We start from the raw sequence: 19477 nt of genomic DNA, 5'->3' as shown, positions 1-19477 counted from the left end.
GTAAAGTGCCTCACTATGGTTACAGTTTCGAGGGTTTCGACCCAGCGGTACATGTCAGGGCCAGCGGGCGCGAGGTAAACGTCTCTCCGAAGGCCGCCCGTGAGGTCGCGGTAACGGTCAAAGGAATGTACCTGACAAAGGCCATCGATCTGATGGAGCAGGTGGAGGCCAAGAAGATGCCTGTCGCCTTCAGGCGGCACAAGCTCAAGGTCGGGCATAGGAGCGAGCTGCAGGGGTTCCCGACCGGCTCGTATCCTGTGAAGGCTGCGAAGGCATATCTGGACGTCCTCCACAACCTTCAGGGCAACTCGGAGTTCAAGGGTCTCGACCCGGAAAGGGTCCGGATCATCCACGCGGCAGGGTATGCGGGGAGGACAGTGAAGGACTACGTTCCGAGGGCCTTCGGGAGGAGTTCTCCGAACTTCCACCAGCTGGTCCACATCGAGTTAGTAGGCAAGGAAGTGTAGGGATGTCCGTCCAGCAGCGAACCACCGTAAAGTCGATTCTGACGACGAGCAAGTCGTATGCTGACCTGGACGAGTTCTTCGAGAAGGAGCTGCGGGATGCCGGATACGGTGGGCTGGAAGTGCAAAAGTCTCCCGTCGGAACCACCTTGAAAGTCTACGTGGCTCGGCCGGGGCTCGCCATAGGGAGGCGCGGGACAGGGATCAAGGACCTTACGGACAAGGTGGCCACCAAGTTCACCTTCCCGAACCCTCAGATAGCGGTCACTGAGGTGGAGAACCCGGAGCTCAACGCCAGGATAATGGCCGCGAGGATTGGACAGATTGTTTCCCGCGGGACGGCGTTCCGCAGGGCGGCGCAGTGGTCCGTGAACAACATCATGAACGCGGGGGCCGCCGGCGTGGAGATCTCCGTAGCGGGGAAGCTGAGGAGCGACAGGTCCCACGGCGAGAAGTACAGAGCAGGGGTAGTCCCCAAGAGCGGAGACACAGCGGACAGGTCGGTCAGCGAGGCAACCACCGACCTCCAGATGAAGCTCGGCCTCTACGGGATTAAGGTCAAGATCGCGCTCAGGGACGCGCTTCCGCCGGACTTCCAGATGAAGGAAGACGTCAAGGAGGAAAAGAAAGAAGATGCCACATCTGAAACCCAAGGATCTCAGGAACCAGGACGCTGACAAGCTTCGGCAGACGCTCTTCGACCTCAGGTCGGAGCTCTCCAAGCTCGCAGGCGGCGCCCAGAGGGGGATAGTCAAGAAGGACGTCGGGAACATAAGGAGGATTAGGAAGGACATCGCCAGGGTTGTCACTGTCATGCACGAAAAGGGTGTAGCGGAATGAACGTCGTGGGTGAAAGGGTGACGGTGGTCGCGTCAAGCGATCCCTCCAAGGTGGGGAGGGAGGGAACCGTGCTGCTGGACACTGCGAAGACCCTCCTGCTTGGGACAAAGGAAGGCGTCATGAGGGTCGAGAAGGGGACCTCGACGTTCAGGCTCGAGTCCGGGAAGGTCGTGCCGGGAGCCGGCCTTGCCGGCAGGCTCCAGGACCGGATAGGAAGCGACGCCGCATGAACGCTGCTGGCCTCGAAGTGGCCCCACCGAAGAAGAAATGCCAGGACGAGAGGTGCCCTTTCCATGGCCACCTGAAGATAAGGGGGCGGCTGCTGTCCGGGAGGGCGGTTTCCGCTTCAGAGAAGAGCTTTGCCGTCGTGCAGATGGAGTACCTACACATGGTACCAAAGTTCAGCAGGGGAGAGAGGCGGAGGAGCAGGGTCAGCGCCCACGTCCCGCCATGCATCGAAGTCAGGGAAGGAGATTCGGTCACCTTGGGTGAGTGCAGACCGCTTTCGAAGACGATCTCCTTCGTAGTGGTAGAGTCCAGGAGGGGCGCGTAGTGTCGACGAAGTCTCGTGCCGTCTCTGCCAAGGGCGTGGAGGAGTTCAAGAACTACATAACGAGAGCCATCCCGCTCTATGCAGTAATCACCTGCGCAGATAACACCGGGGCGAAGACGCTCCGGGTCGTCCAGGTCACGAAGGCGAAGGGGAGGTTGAGCAGGGTCCCATCCGCTTCCGTCGGCGACTCGATTGTCTGCGTCGTGAAGAAAGGGCCCCCAGAGCTGAAGAAGACCGTCTTCGGGGCTGTCATAGTGAGGCAGAAGTACCCGGTGCGGAGGGTGAGCGGTCAGAGAATCGTCTTCGAGGACAACGCCGCTGTCATCATCACCCCCGAAGGAGACCTAAAGGGGACTGACATCAAGGGCCCTGTAGCGAGCGAGGCCGCAGAAAAGTGGCCCAGGATAGCCAACTTGGCGTCCATAATAGTATAGGTGGGAGCATGAAGTTCGGATCTCAACTTTCGCCAGATCTGAGGGAGAAGCACCACAGGCGGACAGTCAGGCCGCGTGTCGGGGACACCGTCAGGATAGTCAGAGGCGAGTTCAAGGACATAGAAGGGAAGGTGACGCGCGTCAACCCTAGCTCGGGGGTCGTGAACGTGGAAGGGGTGAACCGGGAGAAGCTGAAGGGAGGGAACGCCCCGGTCCCGGTAAGCTCTTCCAACCTGGTCGTGACCTCTCTTTCGCTTGACGACAAGTTGAGGAAGGGGAAGCTGGAGGCGCCTGCCTGATGGGGAAGAAGGGTGGAAGGAACAAGCTGAAGCGTCTTGCCGCGCCGAGAAACTGGGACATCTCGCGCAAGTCGAGCAGGTTCGTGTTCAAGCCCCAACCAGGTCCATACCCCATCTCTTCGTCCTACCCTCTGGGGGTGGTTGTCCGAGACCTCGCTTCCATGGCGGAGCTCTCGAGAGAACTGAAGTACATGACGAAGACGGGGAAGGTTCTGGTGGACGGTAAGGAGAGGAGGACGCCCCGGTTCCCGGTTGGACTTTTCAACGTGGTAGGTGTCCCGGCCGAAGGGTCGTACTTCAGGCTGGTCCCGACCCCGAAGGGGCTCGCCCTCGCCAAGGTGACGGAGGAAGAGGCGAAGAAGAAGCTCTGCGCGATAAGCACGAAGACGAAGGTGAAGGGGGGGCACATCCAGTACGGCCTTCACGACGGAAGGTCGGTGGTCGACGACGGCCTCGACCTGTCTCCCGGGGACGCCGTGCTGATGGAGGTCCCATCCCAGAAGGTGCTCGGGAACATCAAGCTCGCGAAGGGGTCCCTGGGGCTCGTCCTCTCGGGAGAGAGGGCTGGGCAGGTCGGGAAGATCTCCGATGTGAAGGCCGGGACTATATCCAGGGAGAAGATGGTGAGGCTGTCCCTGAGCAGCGGGGATGCTGAGATACCATCGAGGCTCGTCTTCCCAGTCGGAACCGCGTCCCCGATGATAACGGTAGGAGTCGGAGCGTCATGAGCCAGGAGGCCGTCCAGGAGAACCCGATGCGCAAGATCAGGGTAGGGAAGGTTGTGGTGAACATCGGCCTCGGCAAGTCAGGGGAAGCCATCGAAAGGGGGAAGAAGGTCCTGCAACAGGTGACGGGACAGGCCCCGGCTCAGACGCGCGCCAAGAACTCGGTGAGGGACTTCGGCATACACAAGGGAGAACCCATAGGGGTGGTTGTCACGGTCCGAGGAGAAGGAACGGCCCCCCTGATAGAGAAGCTCCTCGTCGCAAGGGAGAAGAAGCTCCAGGAGTCTTGCTTCGACCCGAGGGGCTCGGTGTCCTTCGGGATAAAGGAGCACATCGAGATTCCGGGGATCCGCTACGACCCGGCCATCGGGATACTCGGGATGAACGTGTCGGTGCTCCTAGAGCGGCCGGGGTTCTCGGTCTCCAGGCGAAGCCGGAAGACGGCCAGGGTGGGCAAGTCTCACCTCATAAGCAGGGAGGAAGCGATACAGTACTTCAAGGACAACTTCGGGGTGGCTGTGCAGTGAAGGAACGGCATCCAAAGGTGAGAAAATATGGGAAGTCCACGCACTACTGCCAGAGATGCGGCCAGTATGGGGCGGTCATCAGGTCCTATGACCTCGTCCTCTGCAGGCAGTGCTTCAGGGAAGTCGCTGGGAAGCTCGGCTTCAGGAAGTATGACTAGGTGAGATAGATGCCAGCGACAAACATCCTAGCTAACCTCTTTGCGAGCCTCCAGAACGCGGAGATGAGGAACAAGAAGGAGTGCATGGTCATTCCGGCTTCGAACCTCGCCAGCGAGGTGTTGAAGGTCCTCCAGAAGAAGAGGTACATCGGGGAGTTCGAGTTCATCGACGATGGCATGGGCGGGAAGCTCCGCGTCCAGCTCCTCGGGAGGATAAACAAATGCGGGGTCATATCACCCCGGTTCCCCGTGAGGTCGCTGAAGCTCGTAGACTGGGAGCACAGGTACCTGCCCGCCGTGGGGGTGGGCACTCTGATCGTATCAACGCCGCAGGGGGTCATGTCGCACGTCGAGGCCCAGGAGAAGAAGATCGGTGGGAGGCTGATCGGATATGTCTTCTAGGGCGATACAGGAGACCTCCGTCAAGCTCCCGGACGGCGTGACAGCGTCCCTGAGCGGGAGGACCCTCGTCATAAAGGGGAAGCTAGGCGTTTCTAGGAAGGTCTTCGACAAGATCAACGTGAACCTCGCGGTCCAAGGAGATACCGTCACGTTCTCCCCGTTCTCGGTCAAGAAGAAGGACAACGTCATAATCAACACCGTGGCCAGCATTGTGAACAACATGGCCAAGGGGGTCACGAAAGGATTCACCTACAAGGTGAAGGTAGTCTATGCCCACTTCCCCATCACGGTAAAGACGAAGGGAAACCAGGTGCTGGTGGAGAACTTCGTAGGAGAGAGGTCTCCGCGGATATCCCAGATTGTGGGTGACTGCAAGGTGACCGTAGAGGGGGACGACGTGATAGTGAAGGGGGTGTCTCTGGAGGATGTCGGTCAGACCGCGGCCAACTTGGAGCTGGCGACGAAAATCCGCAGAAAGGACCAGAGGGTGTTCCTGGACGGTTTGTACATATACCATAAGGAGGAGGGCGCCTAAACCCATGCCGAAGGCGAAGCAATCAGAGGAAAACAGGTTGAAGGCCCTCGTGGAGAAGCGCAAGGAGTTCTCCGCCGCCAGGCCCGCCTTCGTCAGACAGGAGAGCTGGCGCTACGTGAGGATCCACCCCGAGTGGAGGAAACCGAAGGGAGTGGACAACAAGGTGAGGCGCCAGGACAAGGGTTGGCCGGCGCTGGTCAGGGTAGGGTACAGGGGCCCGGCTGAGTCGAGGGGCCTGCATCCGAGCGGTCACTACGAGGCAGCGGTCTACCGGCCAAAAGATTTGGACGGCCTCGTCCCAGGGAGGGACGTGGCTCGGATAGGAGGGACCGTAGGGGCCCGGAAGAGGGCCGCCATCCTGGAGAGAGCGACGGAGCTCGGCATCAGGGTCGTGAATCCGACGGGGTTGAGGATAATTGAACCTAAAGAGTAAGCGCAGGCTCGCGGCGTCGGTCCTAGGGGTCGGAGTCGACAGGATCAGGTTCAACGATGAATATAGCGACCTTATCCAAGATGCGATAACCCGCAGCACCATAAGAGGGCTCGCCGGGTTCGGCGCCATAACGGTGGCCCCGGTGAAGGGGGTCTCCAGAGGGAGATTCAGGGCGAAATCCGAGAAGCTGAAGCGCGGGAGGGGGGCAGGTTCAACCGAAGGGACAGCTACCGCGAGGAACCCTCGGAAGGAGATGTGGATATCCAAGGTCCGGGCGCTCAGATGGCGCCTGAAGGTGGCCAAAGACCGCAAGGAGATCACGCAGGAAACATACAGGACGCTCTACAAACAGGTGAAGGGAGGACAGGTAAGAGGGGTCAAGCACCTCCTCGACCTCATGAAGGAGGCCAAGAAATGAAACCCCGACATGTGCCACTCCTCAGGAGGAGGCGCGCAGGAGCGACGGACTACCGTACGAGGAAAAGAGCGATCACCTCCCGGAGGCCGCTTCTCGTAATGAGGGTGTCGAACAAGAACGTCTCCGCGCAGTTCGTGAAGCCCACGGTGAAGGGGGACCTGGTCCTTTCGTCGTCACACTCCAAGGAGCTCGCGAAGTTCGGGTGGCTGGGTTCGTCAAAGGCGACTCCTTCGTGCTACCTCCTCGGACTGCTGGCAGGGAAGAAGGCTTTGGCTGCCGGGGTAAAGGAGGCTGTGGTCTACAACGGGCTCGTACCTTTCATCGCCGGCTCACGGATCGCGGCGCTCCTGAAGGGAGTAGTGGACGCGGGGGTCTCCGTCCCTGCGGGGGAGGAGGCGTTCCCCAGTGAAGACAGGCTCACCGGGAAGTCCATCGCTGACTACGCCACCAAGCTGGCCTCTGAGGACAAGGACACTTACAACAGGTCCTTCTCGGCGCTCCTGAAGTCGGGGTTCAAGCCCGAAGGTTATCCGTCGGCGTTCGCAAAGGCGAAAGCCGCGGTCTTGGAGGGGAACAAGTGATGGCCTACCAGCGAAGGGGAAGACAGGAAGAGCAGGAGCAGGTGTGGGTCCCGAGGACGAAGTTGGGGGCTCTTGTCAACGAGGGAAAGATCACCTCTCTTGAAGAGATATTCAGGAACGGCCAGAGGGTCCGCGAGGCCGAGATTGTCAAGAGGCTTCTCCCAGACCTCAGGAACGAGGTCGTCGGTGTCAGCGTCGTCCAGAAGCAGACCGACGCCGGGGAGTTGACTCGCTTCCTCGCCGTCGTAGCGGTCGGAAACGGGGCGGGGTGGTTCGGCGTCGGTAAAGGTAAGGCCATGCAGACTAGGGATGCGATTGAGAAAGCCACCACTGCCGCCCTCCTCAACATAATACCGGTCAAATTAGGGTGCGGCTCATGGGAGTGCAGGGACGGGAGACCGCACTCTGTCCCATACAGGATCAGGGGGAAGGCCGGCAGCGTTACGGTAGAGATAATGCCGGCGCCGCGGGCGCTGGGGCTCGTCGCAGGCCCCGCTCTGAAGAACCTCCTCCAGTTGGCCGGGGTGAAGGACGCCTGGGTCAGGACCTTCGGCTCGACGAACACCATGTCTTCCTTGGCAAACGCGGTGTACGACGCGTTCAAAATGTCGCACGGGCTAAACGTGTAGGTGATTGGGATGGGTCTGATCTTGGTCGTCAACCTGCACGGCTCTATCAACAGCTCCGCTCCCGTAAGGAAGTCGCTCAACGAGCTCTGGGTAGCCAAGAAGTTCTCGGCGTCGGTCGTCCCGGATGACGCCGCGACGGTGGGCATGCTGAGGCTCTGCAAGGACTATGTGGCCTGGGCTCCGGTTGACGAGGGGCTCCTCGCTGAGCTCCTTTCAAAGAGGGGGATGGTGAGTACCAGCAGGTCCCTGGACCAGACGGCACTGAAGGGGCTCGGGTTCAATGACCATAAGGCCCTGGCCGCCCAGATGGTAAAAGAGCAGAAGCGGCTCGCGGCGGTCCCAGGGATCCTCCCGTACTTCAGACTCGCACCTCCGAAGGGAGGGTTCAAACGCTCTCTCCGCAGGCAGTCCACCGAGAAGGGGACACTGGGAAGCAACCCGAAACTCGACGAAATCGTAAGGAGGATGATCTGATCTGCCTACCAGACTCCGCAAGGGAAGGAGGTACAGGGGAATGCGGACCCACGGATACGGCCAGATCGGGCAGCACCGTCACTCAGGAAAGCAGGGGGGGCACGGCAACGCCGGCCTTCACAAGCACAAATGGAGCTGGCTCGTAATCAACGATCCCGACCACTTCGGCAGGGATCCGTTCAGGCCGCCAGGGCACGTCAAGCCTTCCCGCTGGATGAACGTGGGACAGCTAGACGGGCTCGCCGGGGACGCGAAGTCTCTCGACCTGGCTTCGATGGGGGTGGAGAAGCTCCTCGGATCAGGAGAGGTCGCCCGGGCTTATGAAGTGAAGGTCGCCTCCTTCACCAAGAAAGCTCAGGCTAAAATAGAGGCAGCAGGCGGAAAAATCCTGGCCCAGGAGTAAGCCACGTCCAATGGCTTCAATGCGTGACTTCATCAAGAGCGTAGGCACCGTCCTCCCTGAAATCCCGAAGCCCGAGAAGAAGCCCACCCTGAACGAGCGCTTCGTATGGACCGGGATAGCCCTGATTCTGTACCTCGTGATGGCTGCGACGCCGCTCTACGGCCTCACGGGGACAGCCGCGGCCAACAACGCATCCACGTTCCTCAGGGTGGTCTTCGCATCCGCCCAGGGGACCCTGATGACGCTCGGCATAGGTCCCATCGTTACTGCGGGGCTCATCCTTCAGCTGCTCGTGGGGAGCGACATCATAAAGCTCGACATGAGCGACTCTTCTGACAGAGCGATATTTGGTTCGGCCACGAAGTTCCTCACACTCATAGTCATAGTGGGGGAGTCGATGGCTTACATGTTCGGGGGAGCCCTCGGCGTCCTGACGGCGTCCCAACAGCCTGTGGTCTTCATACAACTAGTGATAGGCTCTGTGATAGTCCTCCTCCTCGACGAGATGATACAGAAGGGGTGGGGAATCGGCAGCGGGGTGAGCCTGTTCATCCTCGCCGGTGTGTGTCAGACCGTCATGTGGTACACCTTCTCCCCTATCCCCTTCCAGGTGACCACCGGGGTGACACAACTCTTCGGCTTCGTCCCGGAGGCGATAAGCGAGTCCTTCAACAACAACCTGGGGTCAGTTCTCATCAGGGACTTCAAGTATCCGAGTCTCCTCACCTTCTCCCTCACCATAGTGATGATACTCGTCCTGGTCTACATCGAAGGGATCAGGATAGAGCTCCCCATCACGTCGATAAAGTACCGCGGGTTCCAAGGGGTATATCCGATTAAGCTCCTCTATGTCTCGAACATCCCTGTCATCCTGGTATCGGCCCTGGGGGCCAACGTCACGTTCTTTGCCCGCCTGCTGGCGAACTATTCAGTCGCAAGCCCGCCCTGGTGGATGAAGTACCTCGCCGTCTTCCCCGCTTCGAGCGCCAACGGGACGAACACGCAGATCCCCACCGGAGGGCTGGTGTTCTATCTCACGCCGCCCCAGTCCTTCCAGCAGACCCTCGCAGAGCCGGTCCACTCTGTCATCTACCTCCTGTACTTGGTGGGGATGGCGGTGGTCTTCGCCAGGCTCTGGGTCGAGATAGGCGGCCTTAACCCGAAGGCTGTGGCGAAGAACCTCATGGACGCCGACGTCCAGGTGCCCGGTTTCAGGCGCTCCGGCCTCTCCATCGAGCAGATGCTCAACAGGTACATCCCGACCCTCACCATCATAGGAGGCATACTCATAGGCCTCATAGCAGGGGTATCGGACCTGTTCGGGGTCTTCGGGACGGGGATAGGGATACTGCTCATGGTCGACATCATCCTCCAGTACTACCAGATGCTCCTCAAGGAGCAGGTGGAGGAAATCTCTCCTGCGCTCGCCGGGCTTATCGGAGCTAGCTAGCCGTGGGTCTGCGGGTCATCATGGTGGGGGTCCCCGGGGTGGGGAAGTCGACCATAGTCAGCAAGGTCGTCTCGAGCATAGGCGGCGCGCGGCTGGTGAACTTCGGGACGATTATGCTCGAGGTCGGCAAAGCCAGGAGGCTAATCAGGGACAGGGACGAGATCAGGAAGCTCCCGGTCGTAAAACAGAGGCAACTGCAGAAGGTGGCGGCTTCGAGGATCGCAAGGATGAAGGACAGGGTAGTGGTGGTGGACACCCACCTCTTCATCAAGACCCCGGAGGGGTTCTGGCCGGGGCTCCCATTCGAAGTGGTCAGGGCCATGAATCCGACCCACCTCGTGCTGGTCGAGGCGACCTCCGAGGAGATACTCATGCGGAGGATGTCTGACGCGTCGAGGTACCGGGACGCCACGACCATCGAGAGCCTCGCCGAGGAGCTCAGCCTTGCCAAGAGTTTCCTCGCTGCGAGCTCAACCCTCACCGGGGCACCCGTGAACTTCGTACGGAACTCCCAGGGGAGGGCTGACGAGGCAGCCATGAAGCTGGTCAAGGTCCTGGAGGCGGCTTCGCGGTAAATGTCGTCAGGCAAGAAGAGGCAACAGAACAGGTCTTCTGGCGGGGGGTCGAGGACCATCACCTACATCCTCATCGCCGTCGTCGGGGTCCTGGTGTTCTACTACGCCGTCCGCCCTGTCGTCTTCCCCCAGTCGACCGTTACGACTGCCCCCAACGCGGCGAAGGTGTCGCTGAGCACGGGGTCCGACATCCCGGGCGTGTACGTGGTGATCTCGGGCCAGAATCTCCCCGTCAGCAAGAACGTCTCAGCCACGTTCGGGACGTCACCGCTGCAGCTGACCAACAGCACTACCAAGCAGCCCAATTGCCAGACTTCGCCCAAGGGGACCCTGTCTGGGTGTACCTTCTGGGTTCCGAACATGGCGGTGGGACACTACAGCATCAACTTCACCGCAGGAGTGACGACCGTCGTGGACAAGTTCTCGATTCCACAGTATGCCCCGCCTGTCTCCACGATCATAGTGACGGTCACATCAATCTCTCTCGGCATGGTGACCCAGCTGGTCACCAGGAAGGTCGTCGACCTCAACGCCGAGAGGCGGATGCGCGCGGAGGTCAACGCGTTCAACAAGGAGAAGCGAGAAGCCACCATGGCGCTGCAGCGGGCGAAGGGCGCGCTGTCCAAGGACAAGGAAGGAGGCTCCCAGGCGAAGGCGACTGTCGCGAAGGAGCAGGACAAGCTCGAACGACTGAAGAAGCGTGAACTGGCGATGCAGCAGGAACAGCTCAACGTCCAGAAGGCGAGGTTCAAGGTGATGGGGATTACGACGGTCCCCCTGATTCTCGTCTACTACCTGATGGCGACCTTCCTGGGAGGATACGGAGTCGTAGTGGCGTTCACCCCCATACCGATACCTGTCATCACCGGTGTGACACAGACCCCAGCCATCTACGACGTCAGTCTCTTCTGGTGGTACTTCCTCAGCTCGTTCACATTCTCCACTATGCTGGGCCGGCTGCTCCACACTACGAGCTGAAGGGACGCAGATGAAAGCGATAGTCGTCTCAGGGATGCCTGCGGTAGGGAAGACCTCTGTTTCCCGTCAGGTGGCCGCGGCTTTCAGGGTCAGCATGGTGGGTGGCGGCGACGTCCTCAAAGAGATGGCGGTGGAGCAGGGGTACACCCCCGGGGGGGAAGACTGGTGGGACAAGGGGGAGGGGATGAAGTTCCTCCAGGAGAGGAAGCGCTCTTCGGACTTCGACAAGGAGGTCGACGAGAGGCTCCTGCAGAAGGCCAAGAAGGGGGATGTGGTGATCACCAGCTACCCCGTGCCATGGCTCACGAAAGAAGGTCTGAAGGTATGGCTGTCGGGGAGCGTGGACAGCCGGGCGGGGAGGATGTCTAAGAGAGACGGTCTCCCGGTCTCCCAGTGTAGGGAAATCCTCTCGGTAAGGGACGGTGAGAACTACAAGCTCTACAAGAAGATCTATGGCATCGAGTTCGGTAGGGACCTCAAGCCCTTCGACCTCGTGGTCGAGACCGATGGCATCGACGAAGGGAAAGTTGCCGAAATAGTCATCCAGTACGTGAAGGGCCGAAGGGACTGAAGTGCCAGCGCGGAAGACCGTAGTCCTCGACGAGGAGCAGACGGACCCGAGATACGGGTCGTTCCCTTCTTCGCGGACGGTGCAGAGCCTCATCGAATACGGGCTCATCCCCCTGGACAAGCCCCGGGGACCGACGAGCCACGAAGTGGTAGCCTGGACCCGGAAGCTCCTGGGAGTGGAGAAGGCGGGACACAGTGGGACGCTCGACCCTCCCGTCTCAGGGATGCTCCCCATCGGGCTCGGGCAGTCGACCCGGGCGCTGAGCCTTCTCCTTCTCTTCCCGAAGGAGTACAGAGGAGTGATGCGGATACATTCGTCGGTACCGGGGAAGGAGCTGTCGCGGGTCGCCGCCGAGTTCACCGGAAAGATTTTCCAGCGGCCCCCCCAGCGGTCCTCTGTCAGCAGGCAGACAAGGACACGGGAGGTGTACGAGTTCGTGCTCGAGGAGTCGGCTGGGAACCTGAGCCTCTTCCGGGTGCTCTGCGAGTCAGGGACTTACATCAGGAAGCTGATCTATGACGTCGGAGAGGTGCTGGGCGTCGGGGCGACGATGGTGGAGCTGAGGCGGACGATGGTGGGTCCGTTGACGGAGGAGCGGGGGATGGTGACGCTGCACCAGCTGAACGAAGCCGTCTACCGTCTGAAGTCGGGGGACGAGGGTCCCATCCGGAGCCTGATCATGCCCGTTGAGGACTCACTGGGGGACATCGGGAGGATAGTCGCCAGGGACTCGGCCATCGACGCCGTCTGCCACGGAGCCCGGCTGGGCCTCCCCGGGGTACTCTCGTTCTCAGCGGACATCAAGAAGGGGGACCTGGTCGCCATCATGACGGGCAAGGGAGAACTGGCGGCCATAGGGAAGGCGCTCATCCCCTCCCAGGAGATGCTTTCGCTCAAGCGAGGGCTGGTGTCGACCACGGACAGGGTGGTGATGAAGGCGGGGACCTACCCCAGGATGTGGAAGAGCCACGGGAGGAAGACGGTGCAGGATCCGCCTTCGCGCCCGAGTTAGGTTTTAAACGGCTCACCCCGGGCTCCACATCGCCGGGATCGCCTAATCTGGTAGGGCGCAGATGTGCCTCGCGCAAGCCTGGAATCGCGTCAGACCGGCGAGCCTGTCTCGCGAAAGCGGGTTCTGGGTTCAAAGTCCTCTCGTAAGGGAGGAGGAAAGTCCCAGTCCCGGCGTTCTTTCCAACAAGCAAATGGCGGCTTCGCCCGAAGAAGCGAGTGTCCGATGCGGTCGTCGTGGGGTGCCGTGACAAGACGTCTCTATGCCGAAACGCAAGAAGAGACTTCATTTCGTGTAGACGGCCGTTGGGTCCTCTCTTAGCGGCGCTATCTCTATAAAGCCACAGCAAAAACCGAAGTCAAGTGAAGGGTTCCGGCTCCGACCTCCGGGTCGGCCTCACTTTCGACGACGTCCTCCTGGTCCCGAAGTTCTCTGATGTGAAATCAAGAAAGGACGCGGACACGCGAACTAGCTTCTCCCGGAAGATCGAGCTTGCCGTCCCCGTCGTGAGCGCCAACATGGATACGGTGACGGAGTCTGCCATGGCGATTGCCTTGGCGCGCCTGGGGGGGATTGGGGTCATCCACAGGTTCCTTACAATTGAGGAGCAGGTCTCCGAGGTGCTGAAGGTGAAGAGGTCTGAGGGGGTGGTCATCGAAGACCCCGTCACCATCGGGCCGGAAGGGACTGTGAGGGAGGCGGTCAAGCTGATCAGGGACAGGGATGTCGGAGGGATAGTCGTAGTGGGCCCGGGCCGGAAGGTCGTCGGCCTGGTCACCAGGAGAGACATGACCCTGGAGGACGACCTCGACAGGAAGGTCGAGGAAGTCATGACCCCAAGGTCGGAGCTCATCACCGCACAGAGGGGGGTGACGCTCGAAGAAGCCAAGGAGATGCTCCACGCCAACAAGATAGAGAAACTCCCTCTGGTCGACGCTAAGGGGAACCTGACCGGGCTCATCACTTCGAAGGATATCACGAAGAGGAAGCAGTTCCCCCTGGCCACTAAAGACTCCAGGGGGCGCCTCCGGGTCGCCGCCGCCGTGGGGGTCAAAGGAGACCAGATGGAGAGGTCGCGGAGGCTGTTCGACGCGGGAGCCGACGCACTCGTCGTGGACATCGCCCACGGCCATTCCTCTTACGCCATCGACACCGTCCGGGAGATCAAGCGGAGCCTGGGCGACGTTGAGGTGGTCGCCGGGAACGTAGCCACGGCGAGGGGGGCGGCTGACTTGGTGAAGGCGGGAGCGGACGCGGTCAAGGTCGGGGTGGGGTCGGGGAGCATCTGCGTCACCAGGGTGGTCACAGGATCAGGGGTCCCCCAACTGACAGCTATACTGGACAGTGCCGAGGGGGTCGCCGACAGCGGCGTCCCAATCATCGGAGACGGGGGGATCAGGAACCCGGGAGATATCACCAAGGCCGTGGCGGCGGGCGCCTCGTCGGTAATGATAGGGAGCCTCTTCGCAGGGACAGAGGAGAGCCCCGGCCCGACCATCCTCAGGGAGGGGACGAGGTACAAGCTGACGCGGGGGATGGCCTCCCTGGCTGCTACCTTGGACAGGAGGATGAGGGAGTCGAAGGCGACGGGCCTCGGCGAGGACGAACTGATAGGCGAAATAGTCGAGGAGAGCGTCCCCGAAGGAGTTGAGGGGATGATCCCCTACAGGGGGCGAGTGGACGAGGTGGTGAAGCAGCTCGTCGGCGGCCTGAGGTCGGGGATGAGCTACTCCGGGGCCCACAACCTCCCAGAGTTGAGGAGGAACGCAGAGTTCATGCGGATAACTTCGGCAGGCCACAAGGAGAGCCTCCCACACGACATACAGAGGGTGCTCTGATATGCCGAACCTCTCGGTGGTCGGCCTCCAATGGGGCGATGAAGGCAAAGGGAAGGTGGTCGATTATCTCGCGGACGGGTACGATGCCGTAGCCCGGTTCAACGGCGGGAGCAACGCTGGCCACACGGTGGTGATGGGAGGGGACAGGCACACGTTCCACCTGGTACCTTCCGGGGCGATGAAGGGGAAGCAGCTCCTCATAGGCGCAGGGGTCGCCGTCGACCCTGTGGTGCTGAGGGACGAGCTCGCGGTCCTCCCGGCCGAAGCGAGGCAGAAACTCCTGGTGGACGGAAGGTGCGCCCTCGTCTCTCCGGTGGACAGAGAGTTCGACGCCATGCTCGAAGAGGCCCGGGGCGCCTCGGCCATCGGGACCACCAGGAGGGGGATCGGGCCGGCGTACGCCCTGAGGGCGCTCAGGCTCAGCCCCAGGGCGATGGACCTGGCGGAGGGGTTCGACTTTGGGCCCCTGGCGCGGTTCTACCACGGGCTCTCCCTGAACCCAGCCGGGCTTCTGTCCTGGGCCGACGAGTCAAAGGAACTCCTGGAGGGGCTGCTGGGAGACGTCGGTGGCAGGGTGGTCGAGATAAACGAAAGTGGAGGGTCGGTCCTCTTCGAGGGGTCCCAGGGGTCCCTGCTCGACGTCGTCCACGGGTCCTATCCGTACGTCACGGCCACGCACACCACGGCGGGGTATATCCCCTCCGCTCTGGGTATCCCTCCTTCCCTCTCAGGGGCTGCCCTGGGGGTGACGAAGTGTTACACCACTAGGGTCGGTGGCGGCCCGTTCCCGACAGAGATTGTTGGGGCACTCGGAGAGAGCATCAGGGTCCTAGGGAACGAATACGGGGCGACGACGGGGAGGCCCAGGAGGGTCGGATGGCTCGACCTCGTCGCCCTGAAGTACACGCTGAGGCTCAACGGTTCGCGGGAGGTGGCTGTCACCAAGCTCGATGTCCTCTCCAAAGTGAAAGAGTTCATGGTCTGCGTCGCCTACAGGGGGCGCGGAGGGGAGACCGCCGACTACCAGTCGGTCCTGAGGAACCCCGAGGAGTTCGAGCCTGTCTTCGACCCGCCTTTCTCCCTTCACGGGGCAAGTTTCGCCGAGGGCCTGGACGGGGCGGGGCGCCGCTTCGTGGAGTACCTGGAGGAGAGACTGCATGTCAGGGTCGCCATCGTCTCCCACGGCGAAGAACGGTCCAAGACCATCGAGCTCTGAGGCCGCCCGGGCTTCGGGCGCCCTCAGTTCTTGAATACCCAGGACAAGTCTGGAGGGTGGGCCCTGCCTTTTGCCTTCTCGTTCAGAGCATGTGCGACTATAGGGAGGGCGAGGGTTATGTCGGCGTAGAGCGTCGCTTTCTTGGCTTGCGACGAGATCTTGCCCCAGCTAATCGCCTCCTCCAGGGTGCACCCTGAAAGTCCGCCCCACTGCGGGCTGTCGGCTGTAATCTGAACCGCGTACTCATGAGGCGTCTCTTCCTCTCCCCCTTTAGAGAGGGATTTGATAATGGTCGACAGCTGGATTGTGTCCTTGGGGACGCCGCCCCCCAGGTATACCACACCTGTCCTCTTCGTCTTCTCAGCGATCTGGGCAAGCTCTTCCATGTCCTTTGTCTGGTCGAGCCTGATCATCTTCCCCTTCTCGCGCCTCAACAGGCTCAGGGCCACCCCGTAACCACTGTCTATGAGCCCGGGAGAGTAGATGGGGACCTTCGCTTTGTGGGCGGCCGCGACTATGCTGGGAATCCCCTTCTTGGAGAGGAACCCTCCGAACTGGTAAAGGAACTCTCTCGTGGAATAGACCTCCTTCTCGTCCAGCGTGTTGGCGAAGTCAAAGATGGTCCTCTCCAGCTTCCTGTATTCCATCTCATCTGCGTAGACGTCGTAGAACCTGTCTATCTTGAGCTTAAGGAGCTCTTCGTCGTCGGCCAACCAGGTCCCCTGGTAGTAGTGGTACCCCAGCGCCTCGAGGATGTCCTCCGAGATATTCGCCCCCGTGCTGACCACGACGTCGACATATCTCTTCTCCACCAGCCACCTGATGATCTTCCACTGGCCCGTGGTGCTCAGAGAGCCGGTGAGCCCGAGGAACACGGTGAGGCCTTTCTGTTCCGCCATCTCGGCCCATATCTTCGCCGCCTCTCCCAGCTTCTTCCCCTGGAACCCTGTCTGAGACATCTCGTCCAAAAGCTCCGAGACGCTCTTCTTGCCGACCTCTATGGTCGCCACCGGTCTAGAAAGCACCTCTTTCCTTGATACCACGGCCGGCCGTCTGCGGGGTTCGCTTAATTGCCTTACTGAATGCTCCGCGTCACTTTACCGTGACAGACTTCGCCAGGTTCCGCGGGTAGTCGGGGTCGTTCTTCCTAGCGACCGCCGCATGGTACGCCAGCAGCTGAAGCGGAATCACTTCGACTATCGGCGTGAACTTCGGCTGGACCTTCGGCACCTGGATGAAGCGTCTGTATGCGTCATCGGCGGCGTCGGAGATTCCTATCACGTCGGCTCCCCTGGCCTTCAGCTCTTCTGCGCTGGAGAGCGAATCCGCGTGGGTCGCGCCGGTCGGGTTCAGCACGACCACGGGGGTCCCCTTCTCGATAAGCGCAAGCGTCCCATGCTTCAGTTCGCTGGCCGCCATCCCTTCGGCGTGGATGTACGACAGCTCTTTCAGTTTCAGAGCCCCTTCAAGCGCCACAGGGCCCTCGTACCCCCTCGCCACGAAGTAGAAGTCGGGCCTGTTCATGTATTTGCTCACCAGATCCCTTACCTGACCGTCGCACTTCAGGGCCTCGGTCACAGCTTCAGACAGCTCCCCGATGTCATTGGAGCGCCTCTTCCCCAGCACCGCGTCGACCACCAGGTTAGCGACCACCACCTGTGCGGTGAAGCTCTTGGTGGCCGCGACCCCTACTTCTGGCCCGCAGTTCAGGAGCAGGAACCCGTCGCTTTCACGGGCCAGCGTTGACCCGGCCGCATTGACGATGGAGTATACCTTCGCACCGAGCCGCTTCGCCTCCTTGACGGCCTCCAGGACGTCCGCCGTCTCCCCGCTCTGCGAGAAAGCTATCACAACAGAGCCTCTCCCCAGGAAGCCGGAGTGTTCCTTCAGCTCGCCGGCCACTACCGCTTCCGCCCTGATCCTGGCCTCCTTGTTCAGCCTGAACTTCATGAGGAGGCCCGCGTGGTAGGACGTCCCCGACGCGGTGATGTACAAGGTCTTCGCCTTCCTTATGGCCCTCGCGAACCCCTCCAGCTTCACGGGTTCCTGGACGGACGCCGAGATCACCGTCTGAGGCTGCTCGTTGATTTCCTTCAGGGTGTAGTGTGCGAAATCGCTCTTAGACACGTCAGACAGCTCCCAGGCCACCTGGGTCTGCTTCCGCCTCACCTCCCTCCCGTCCGGGCCTACAATTCTGACCCTGTCCTTCGTGAGTACTGCGACCTCGCGGTTGTCTAGGAATATAGTCCTGTCAGTGTGGCCGATGAAGGCCAGGATGTCGCTCGCCAGGAACATCTTCTTCTCTCCGACCCCCACGATAAGAGGCGCGTCCTTGCGGGCTCCGATCATAACGTCGGGTCTGTCCTGAAACATCACAGCTATCGCATATTGCCCCCTAAGCTTCTTGGTCGCCGAGAGGGTCGCCCTGAGGGGGTCCCTGTACCTTCGGTACTCTTCCTCCACCACGTGGGCAATCACTTCTGTGTCCGTCTCGCTCCTGAACATGTGTCCTTTGGCTCCCAGCCCCTTCTTCAGCTGACCATAGTTCTCGATGATGCCGTTATGGACGACGGCCACCAGCTCGTCACAGGAAGTGTGCGGATGCGCGTTTTCATCCGTGACACGGCCGTGGGTCGCCCACCTCGTATGAGCCATGCCTATGGTCCCGGCCATGGCTGACATCTTCTTCCTTCCCTCGATTTCCGAAATCCTTCCAATCCCCTTCCTGACTTCGAGGGTCCCCGTTCTGATGGTGGCCATCCCTGCCGAGTCGTACCCCCTGTACTCCACCCTCCTGAGTCCTTCGAGGAGAATCCCGGCTACCGGTTCCTCAGCCACGCATCCTACTATCCCACACACGACTGCCCTGCGCCTCTACCCCCGATTTTAAACTCCGCAAAACGTCGGGTTATGCCGTTCTCAGCCCCCTTTGCATGGTCCCCTCTCTCGAAGGGGTACCCGAGACCTGACCATGCAAAACCGTTTATTAGTAGTGGCGAACCGTGCATGAGGCGTGCCAAAGGAGAAGATACTCTTCGACCCGAGGTCGGAAGCAGGACTCGCAAAGAGAGTGCTGGTGTCAGACAGGCCCGACGGTTTCAGGCCAGCCTCTGGAAGGGTGGGACAGATGATTCTCTCCCTCCTCGCGACGGGCCCGAAGTATCCGGCAGAGATGGCACGTTCCCTCGGCGCACACCACCAGACGGTATACTACCACATTGGGAGGCTCGAGAAGGCCGGCCTTATCACCAGGGTGAGGAGCGAGCAGATTAGGGGCGGGGAAGCGAAGCTCTACGCCCTGGCCTCAGACGGGTACGCTGTAGAGTTCCCGGTCAGAGGCGAGCCGCTTCCGTCACTACGTTCCTCGGGCAGGTCGAGGGCCCTTGGGCGCTTCTTCAAGGAGTTCTTCCAAGGCGCTGAGTTCGGTGGCTGGATAGCTGTGGGGTCCCCCGTGCAGCACGGGGCGGCAGGGACCCAGGCTCGCGACGGCCACTACGCCGTGCAGCTGGGGTTCGCGTTGGGGCAGTTCGTCAACCTCCCTTCCGTCTTCCCGGTCAAGCTCGATGTCGACCTGAAGGCAGAGAAGCTCCTCGGATCCAACCTCGTTGTCGTCGGTGGCCCCCGGAACAACGCAATAGCGGAGGAACTCAACCCGAGCCTGCCGTTGCGCTTCAGCCAGGGGAGCCTCTGGAGTTCGATAGTCGACAGAGACGCTCGTTCCTACAACTCCGAGCTGGACTGCATAGTGGAGAAGGTGCAGAACCCTTGGGACCGTTCCAAAGTCTGTGTCGTGATAGCTGGGCTCACCGGCGCGGCGACCAAGGCGGGGATAATCGGGGCCTGCAACTTCGCAGACATCCTTTTCCAGAAGTACCGCTCGGGGGAGTACGCCGCCTTGGTCAGGGGGGCAGATCGGGACGGTGACGGCAAGGTCGATTCGGTAGACGTGCTGAAACAGTACTGAA

At 61.0% G+C, this 19477-nt stretch carries 28 protein-coding genes and 1 tRNA gene; 27 read left to right on the top strand and 2 right to left on the bottom strand.

All coding sequences use genetic code 11. From position 1 onward, the window contains the following. Positions 1–5: 5 nt before the first annotated feature. From JRN21_06930 to JRN21_06805, 26 genes are all read left to right on the top strand, one after another. On the top strand, positions 6–467 hold the full coding sequence (locus tag JRN21_06930) for a 50S ribosomal protein L22 (protein MDG6989044.1): 462 nt from the start codon (positions 6–8) through the stop codon (positions 465–467). A 2-nt stretch (positions 468–469) separates the two neighbouring features. Then, a complete protein-coding gene (locus tag JRN21_06925; protein ID MDG6989043.1) occupies positions 470–1141 on the top strand; it encodes a 30S ribosomal protein S3 in 672 nt (223 codons plus the stop codon). Next, entirely contained in the window at positions 1098–1304 is a 207-nt protein-coding gene (rpmC, locus tag JRN21_06920) for a 50S ribosomal protein L29 (GenBank protein MDG6989042.1), read from the top strand. Before JRN21_06925 ends, rpmC begins: the two co-directional genes overlap by 44 nt. Beyond that, positions 1301–1534, top strand: coding sequence for a ribonuclease P protein subunit (locus JRN21_06915; protein ID MDG6989041.1), 234 nt, complete (start codon positions 1301–1303; stop codon positions 1532–1534). The genes rpmC and JRN21_06915 overlap by 4 nt, the downstream gene beginning before the upstream one ends. Next, the gene (locus tag JRN21_06910) at positions 1531–1857 is read left to right on the top strand and encodes a 30S ribosomal protein S17 (protein MDG6989040.1); all 327 of its coding nucleotides are present in this window, start codon (positions 1531–1533) and stop codon (positions 1855–1857) included. The genes JRN21_06915 and JRN21_06910 overlap by 4 nt, the downstream gene beginning before the upstream one ends. A 35-nt stretch (positions 1858–1892) precedes the next feature. Beyond that, complete coding sequence (locus tag JRN21_06905) at positions 1893–2291, top strand: 50S ribosomal protein L14 (protein ID MDG6989039.1); 399 nt, start codon at positions 1893–1895, stop codon at positions 2289–2291. An 8-nt stretch (positions 2292–2299) separates the two neighbouring features. After that, positions 2300–2590 carry a 50S ribosomal protein L24 gene (rplX, locus tag JRN21_06900; GenBank protein ID MDG6989038.1) on the top strand — a complete coding sequence of 97 codons (291 nt, stop codon included), beginning with the start codon at positions 2300–2302 and terminating at the stop codon, positions 2588–2590. Then, positions 2590–3318 (top strand): 30S ribosomal protein S4e, encoded by a 729-nt coding sequence (locus JRN21_06895; GenBank protein MDG6989037.1) that lies wholly within the window; start codon positions 2590–2592, stop codon positions 3316–3318. Before rplX ends, JRN21_06895 begins: the two co-directional genes overlap by 1 nt. Then, entirely contained in the window at positions 3315–3842 is a 528-nt protein-coding gene (locus tag JRN21_06890) for a 50S ribosomal protein L5 (protein ID MDG6989036.1), read from the top strand. The genes JRN21_06895 and JRN21_06890 overlap by 4 nt, the downstream gene beginning before the upstream one ends. Then, positions 3839–4000, top strand: a complete 162-nt coding sequence (locus tag JRN21_06885; GenBank protein MDG6989035.1) for a 30S ribosomal protein S14 — start codon at positions 3839–3841, stop codon at positions 3998–4000. The genes JRN21_06890 and JRN21_06885 overlap by 4 nt, the downstream gene beginning before the upstream one ends. A gap of 9 nt (positions 4001–4009) precedes the next feature. Next, complete coding sequence (locus JRN21_06880; GenBank protein ID MDG6989034.1) at positions 4010–4402, top strand: 30S ribosomal protein S8; 393 nt, start codon at positions 4010–4012, stop codon at positions 4400–4402. Continuing rightward, a complete protein-coding gene (locus JRN21_06875) occupies positions 4392–4937 on the top strand; it encodes a 50S ribosomal protein L6 (GenBank protein MDG6989033.1) in 546 nt (181 codons plus the stop codon). The genes JRN21_06880 and JRN21_06875 overlap by 11 nt, the downstream gene beginning before the upstream one ends. 4 nt (positions 4938–4941) lie before the next feature. Then, entirely contained in the window at positions 4942–5370 is a 429-nt protein-coding gene (locus tag JRN21_06870; protein ID MDG6989032.1) for a 50S ribosomal protein L32e, read from the top strand. Further along, positions 5354–5788 (top strand): 50S ribosomal protein L19e, encoded by a 435-nt coding sequence (locus JRN21_06865; protein ID MDG6989031.1) that lies wholly within the window; start codon positions 5354–5356, stop codon positions 5786–5788. Before JRN21_06870 ends, JRN21_06865 begins: the two co-directional genes overlap by 17 nt. Continuing rightward, positions 5785–6369 carry a 50S ribosomal protein L18 gene (locus JRN21_06860; protein ID MDG6989030.1) on the top strand — a complete coding sequence of 195 codons (585 nt, stop codon included), beginning with the start codon at positions 5785–5787 and terminating at the stop codon, positions 6367–6369. The genes JRN21_06865 and JRN21_06860 overlap by 4 nt, the downstream gene beginning before the upstream one ends. Beyond that, positions 6369–6998, top strand: coding sequence for a 30S ribosomal protein S5 (locus JRN21_06855; GenBank protein MDG6989029.1), 630 nt, complete (start codon positions 6369–6371; stop codon positions 6996–6998). The genes JRN21_06860 and JRN21_06855 overlap by 1 nt, the downstream gene beginning before the upstream one ends. Continuing rightward, entirely contained in the window at positions 6999–7472 is a 474-nt protein-coding gene (locus tag JRN21_06850) for a hypothetical protein (GenBank protein ID MDG6989028.1), read from the top strand. A gap of 40 nt (positions 7473–7512) precedes the next feature. Continuing rightward, entirely contained in the window at positions 7513–7875 is a 363-nt protein-coding gene (locus JRN21_06845; GenBank protein MDG6989027.1) for an uL15 family ribosomal protein, read from the top strand. A gap of 10 nt (positions 7876–7885) precedes the next feature. Further along, complete coding sequence (gene secY / locus JRN21_06840) at positions 7886–9325, top strand: preprotein translocase subunit SecY (GenBank protein ID MDG6989026.1); 1440 nt, start codon at positions 7886–7888, stop codon at positions 9323–9325. Between the two features lie 2 nt (positions 9326–9327). Further along, entirely contained in the window at positions 9328–9900 is a 573-nt protein-coding gene (locus JRN21_06835) for an adenylate kinase (GenBank protein MDG6989025.1), read from the top strand. Further along, on the top strand, positions 9901–10878 hold the full coding sequence (locus JRN21_06830) for a DUF106 domain-containing protein (GenBank protein MDG6989024.1): 978 nt from the start codon (positions 9901–9903) through the stop codon (positions 10876–10878). Between the two features lie 10 nt (positions 10879–10888). Next, positions 10889–11449, top strand: coding sequence for an AAA family ATPase (locus JRN21_06825; GenBank protein MDG6989023.1), 561 nt, complete (start codon positions 10889–10891; stop codon positions 11447–11449). Position 11450: 1 nt separating this feature from the next. Beyond that, positions 11451–12461: an RNA-guided pseudouridylation complex pseudouridine synthase subunit Cbf5 gene (locus JRN21_06820; protein MDG6989022.1), complete on the top strand. Its 1011-nt coding sequence runs from the start codon at positions 11451–11453 to the stop codon at positions 12459–12461. Between the two features lie 31 nt (positions 12462–12492). Then, a tRNA-Ser gene (locus JRN21_06815) sits at positions 12493–12634 on the top strand. Positions 12635–12820: 186 nt separating this feature from the next. After that, positions 12821–14296, top strand: a complete 1476-nt coding sequence (gene guaB, locus JRN21_06810; GenBank protein ID MDG6989021.1) for an IMP dehydrogenase — start codon at positions 12821–12823, stop codon at positions 14294–14296. 1 nt (position 14297) lies between these two features. After that, entirely contained in the window at positions 14298–15512 is a 1215-nt protein-coding gene (locus tag JRN21_06805; GenBank protein MDG6989020.1) for an adenylosuccinate synthetase, read from the top strand. A gap of 23 nt (positions 15513–15535) precedes the next feature. Here JRN21_06805 and JRN21_06800 read toward each other — a convergent pair whose 3' ends face one another. Then, positions 15536–16537: a deoxyhypusine synthase gene (locus JRN21_06800; protein ID MDG6989019.1), complete on the bottom strand. Its 1002-nt coding sequence runs from the start codon at positions 16535–16537 to the stop codon at positions 15536–15538. 67 nt (positions 16538–16604) lie between these two features. Continuing rightward, complete coding sequence (glmS, locus tag JRN21_06795) at positions 16605–18371, bottom strand: glutamine--fructose-6-phosphate transaminase (isomerizing) (protein MDG6989018.1); 1767 nt, start codon at positions 18369–18371, stop codon at positions 16605–16607. Positions 18372–18525: 154 nt separating this feature from the next. Between glmS and JRN21_06790 the strand changes: the two genes are divergently transcribed. Further along, the gene (locus tag JRN21_06790; protein ID MDG6989017.1) at positions 18526–19476 is read left to right on the top strand and encodes a winged helix-turn-helix transcriptional regulator; all 951 of its coding nucleotides are present in this window, start codon (positions 18526–18528) and stop codon (positions 19474–19476) included. The last annotated feature ends 1 nt before the right edge of the window (position 19477 follow it).

This window comes from Nitrososphaerota archaeon (genome assembly GCA_029785825.1).
In the GTDB taxonomy this organism is placed as follows: Archaea; Thermoproteota; Nitrososphaeria; order Nitrososphaerales; family Gagatemarchaeaceae; genus UBA183.
The sequence above is the reverse complement of the archived record's forward strand: the minus strand, read 5'-3'. Positions and strand labels throughout refer to the sequence as shown.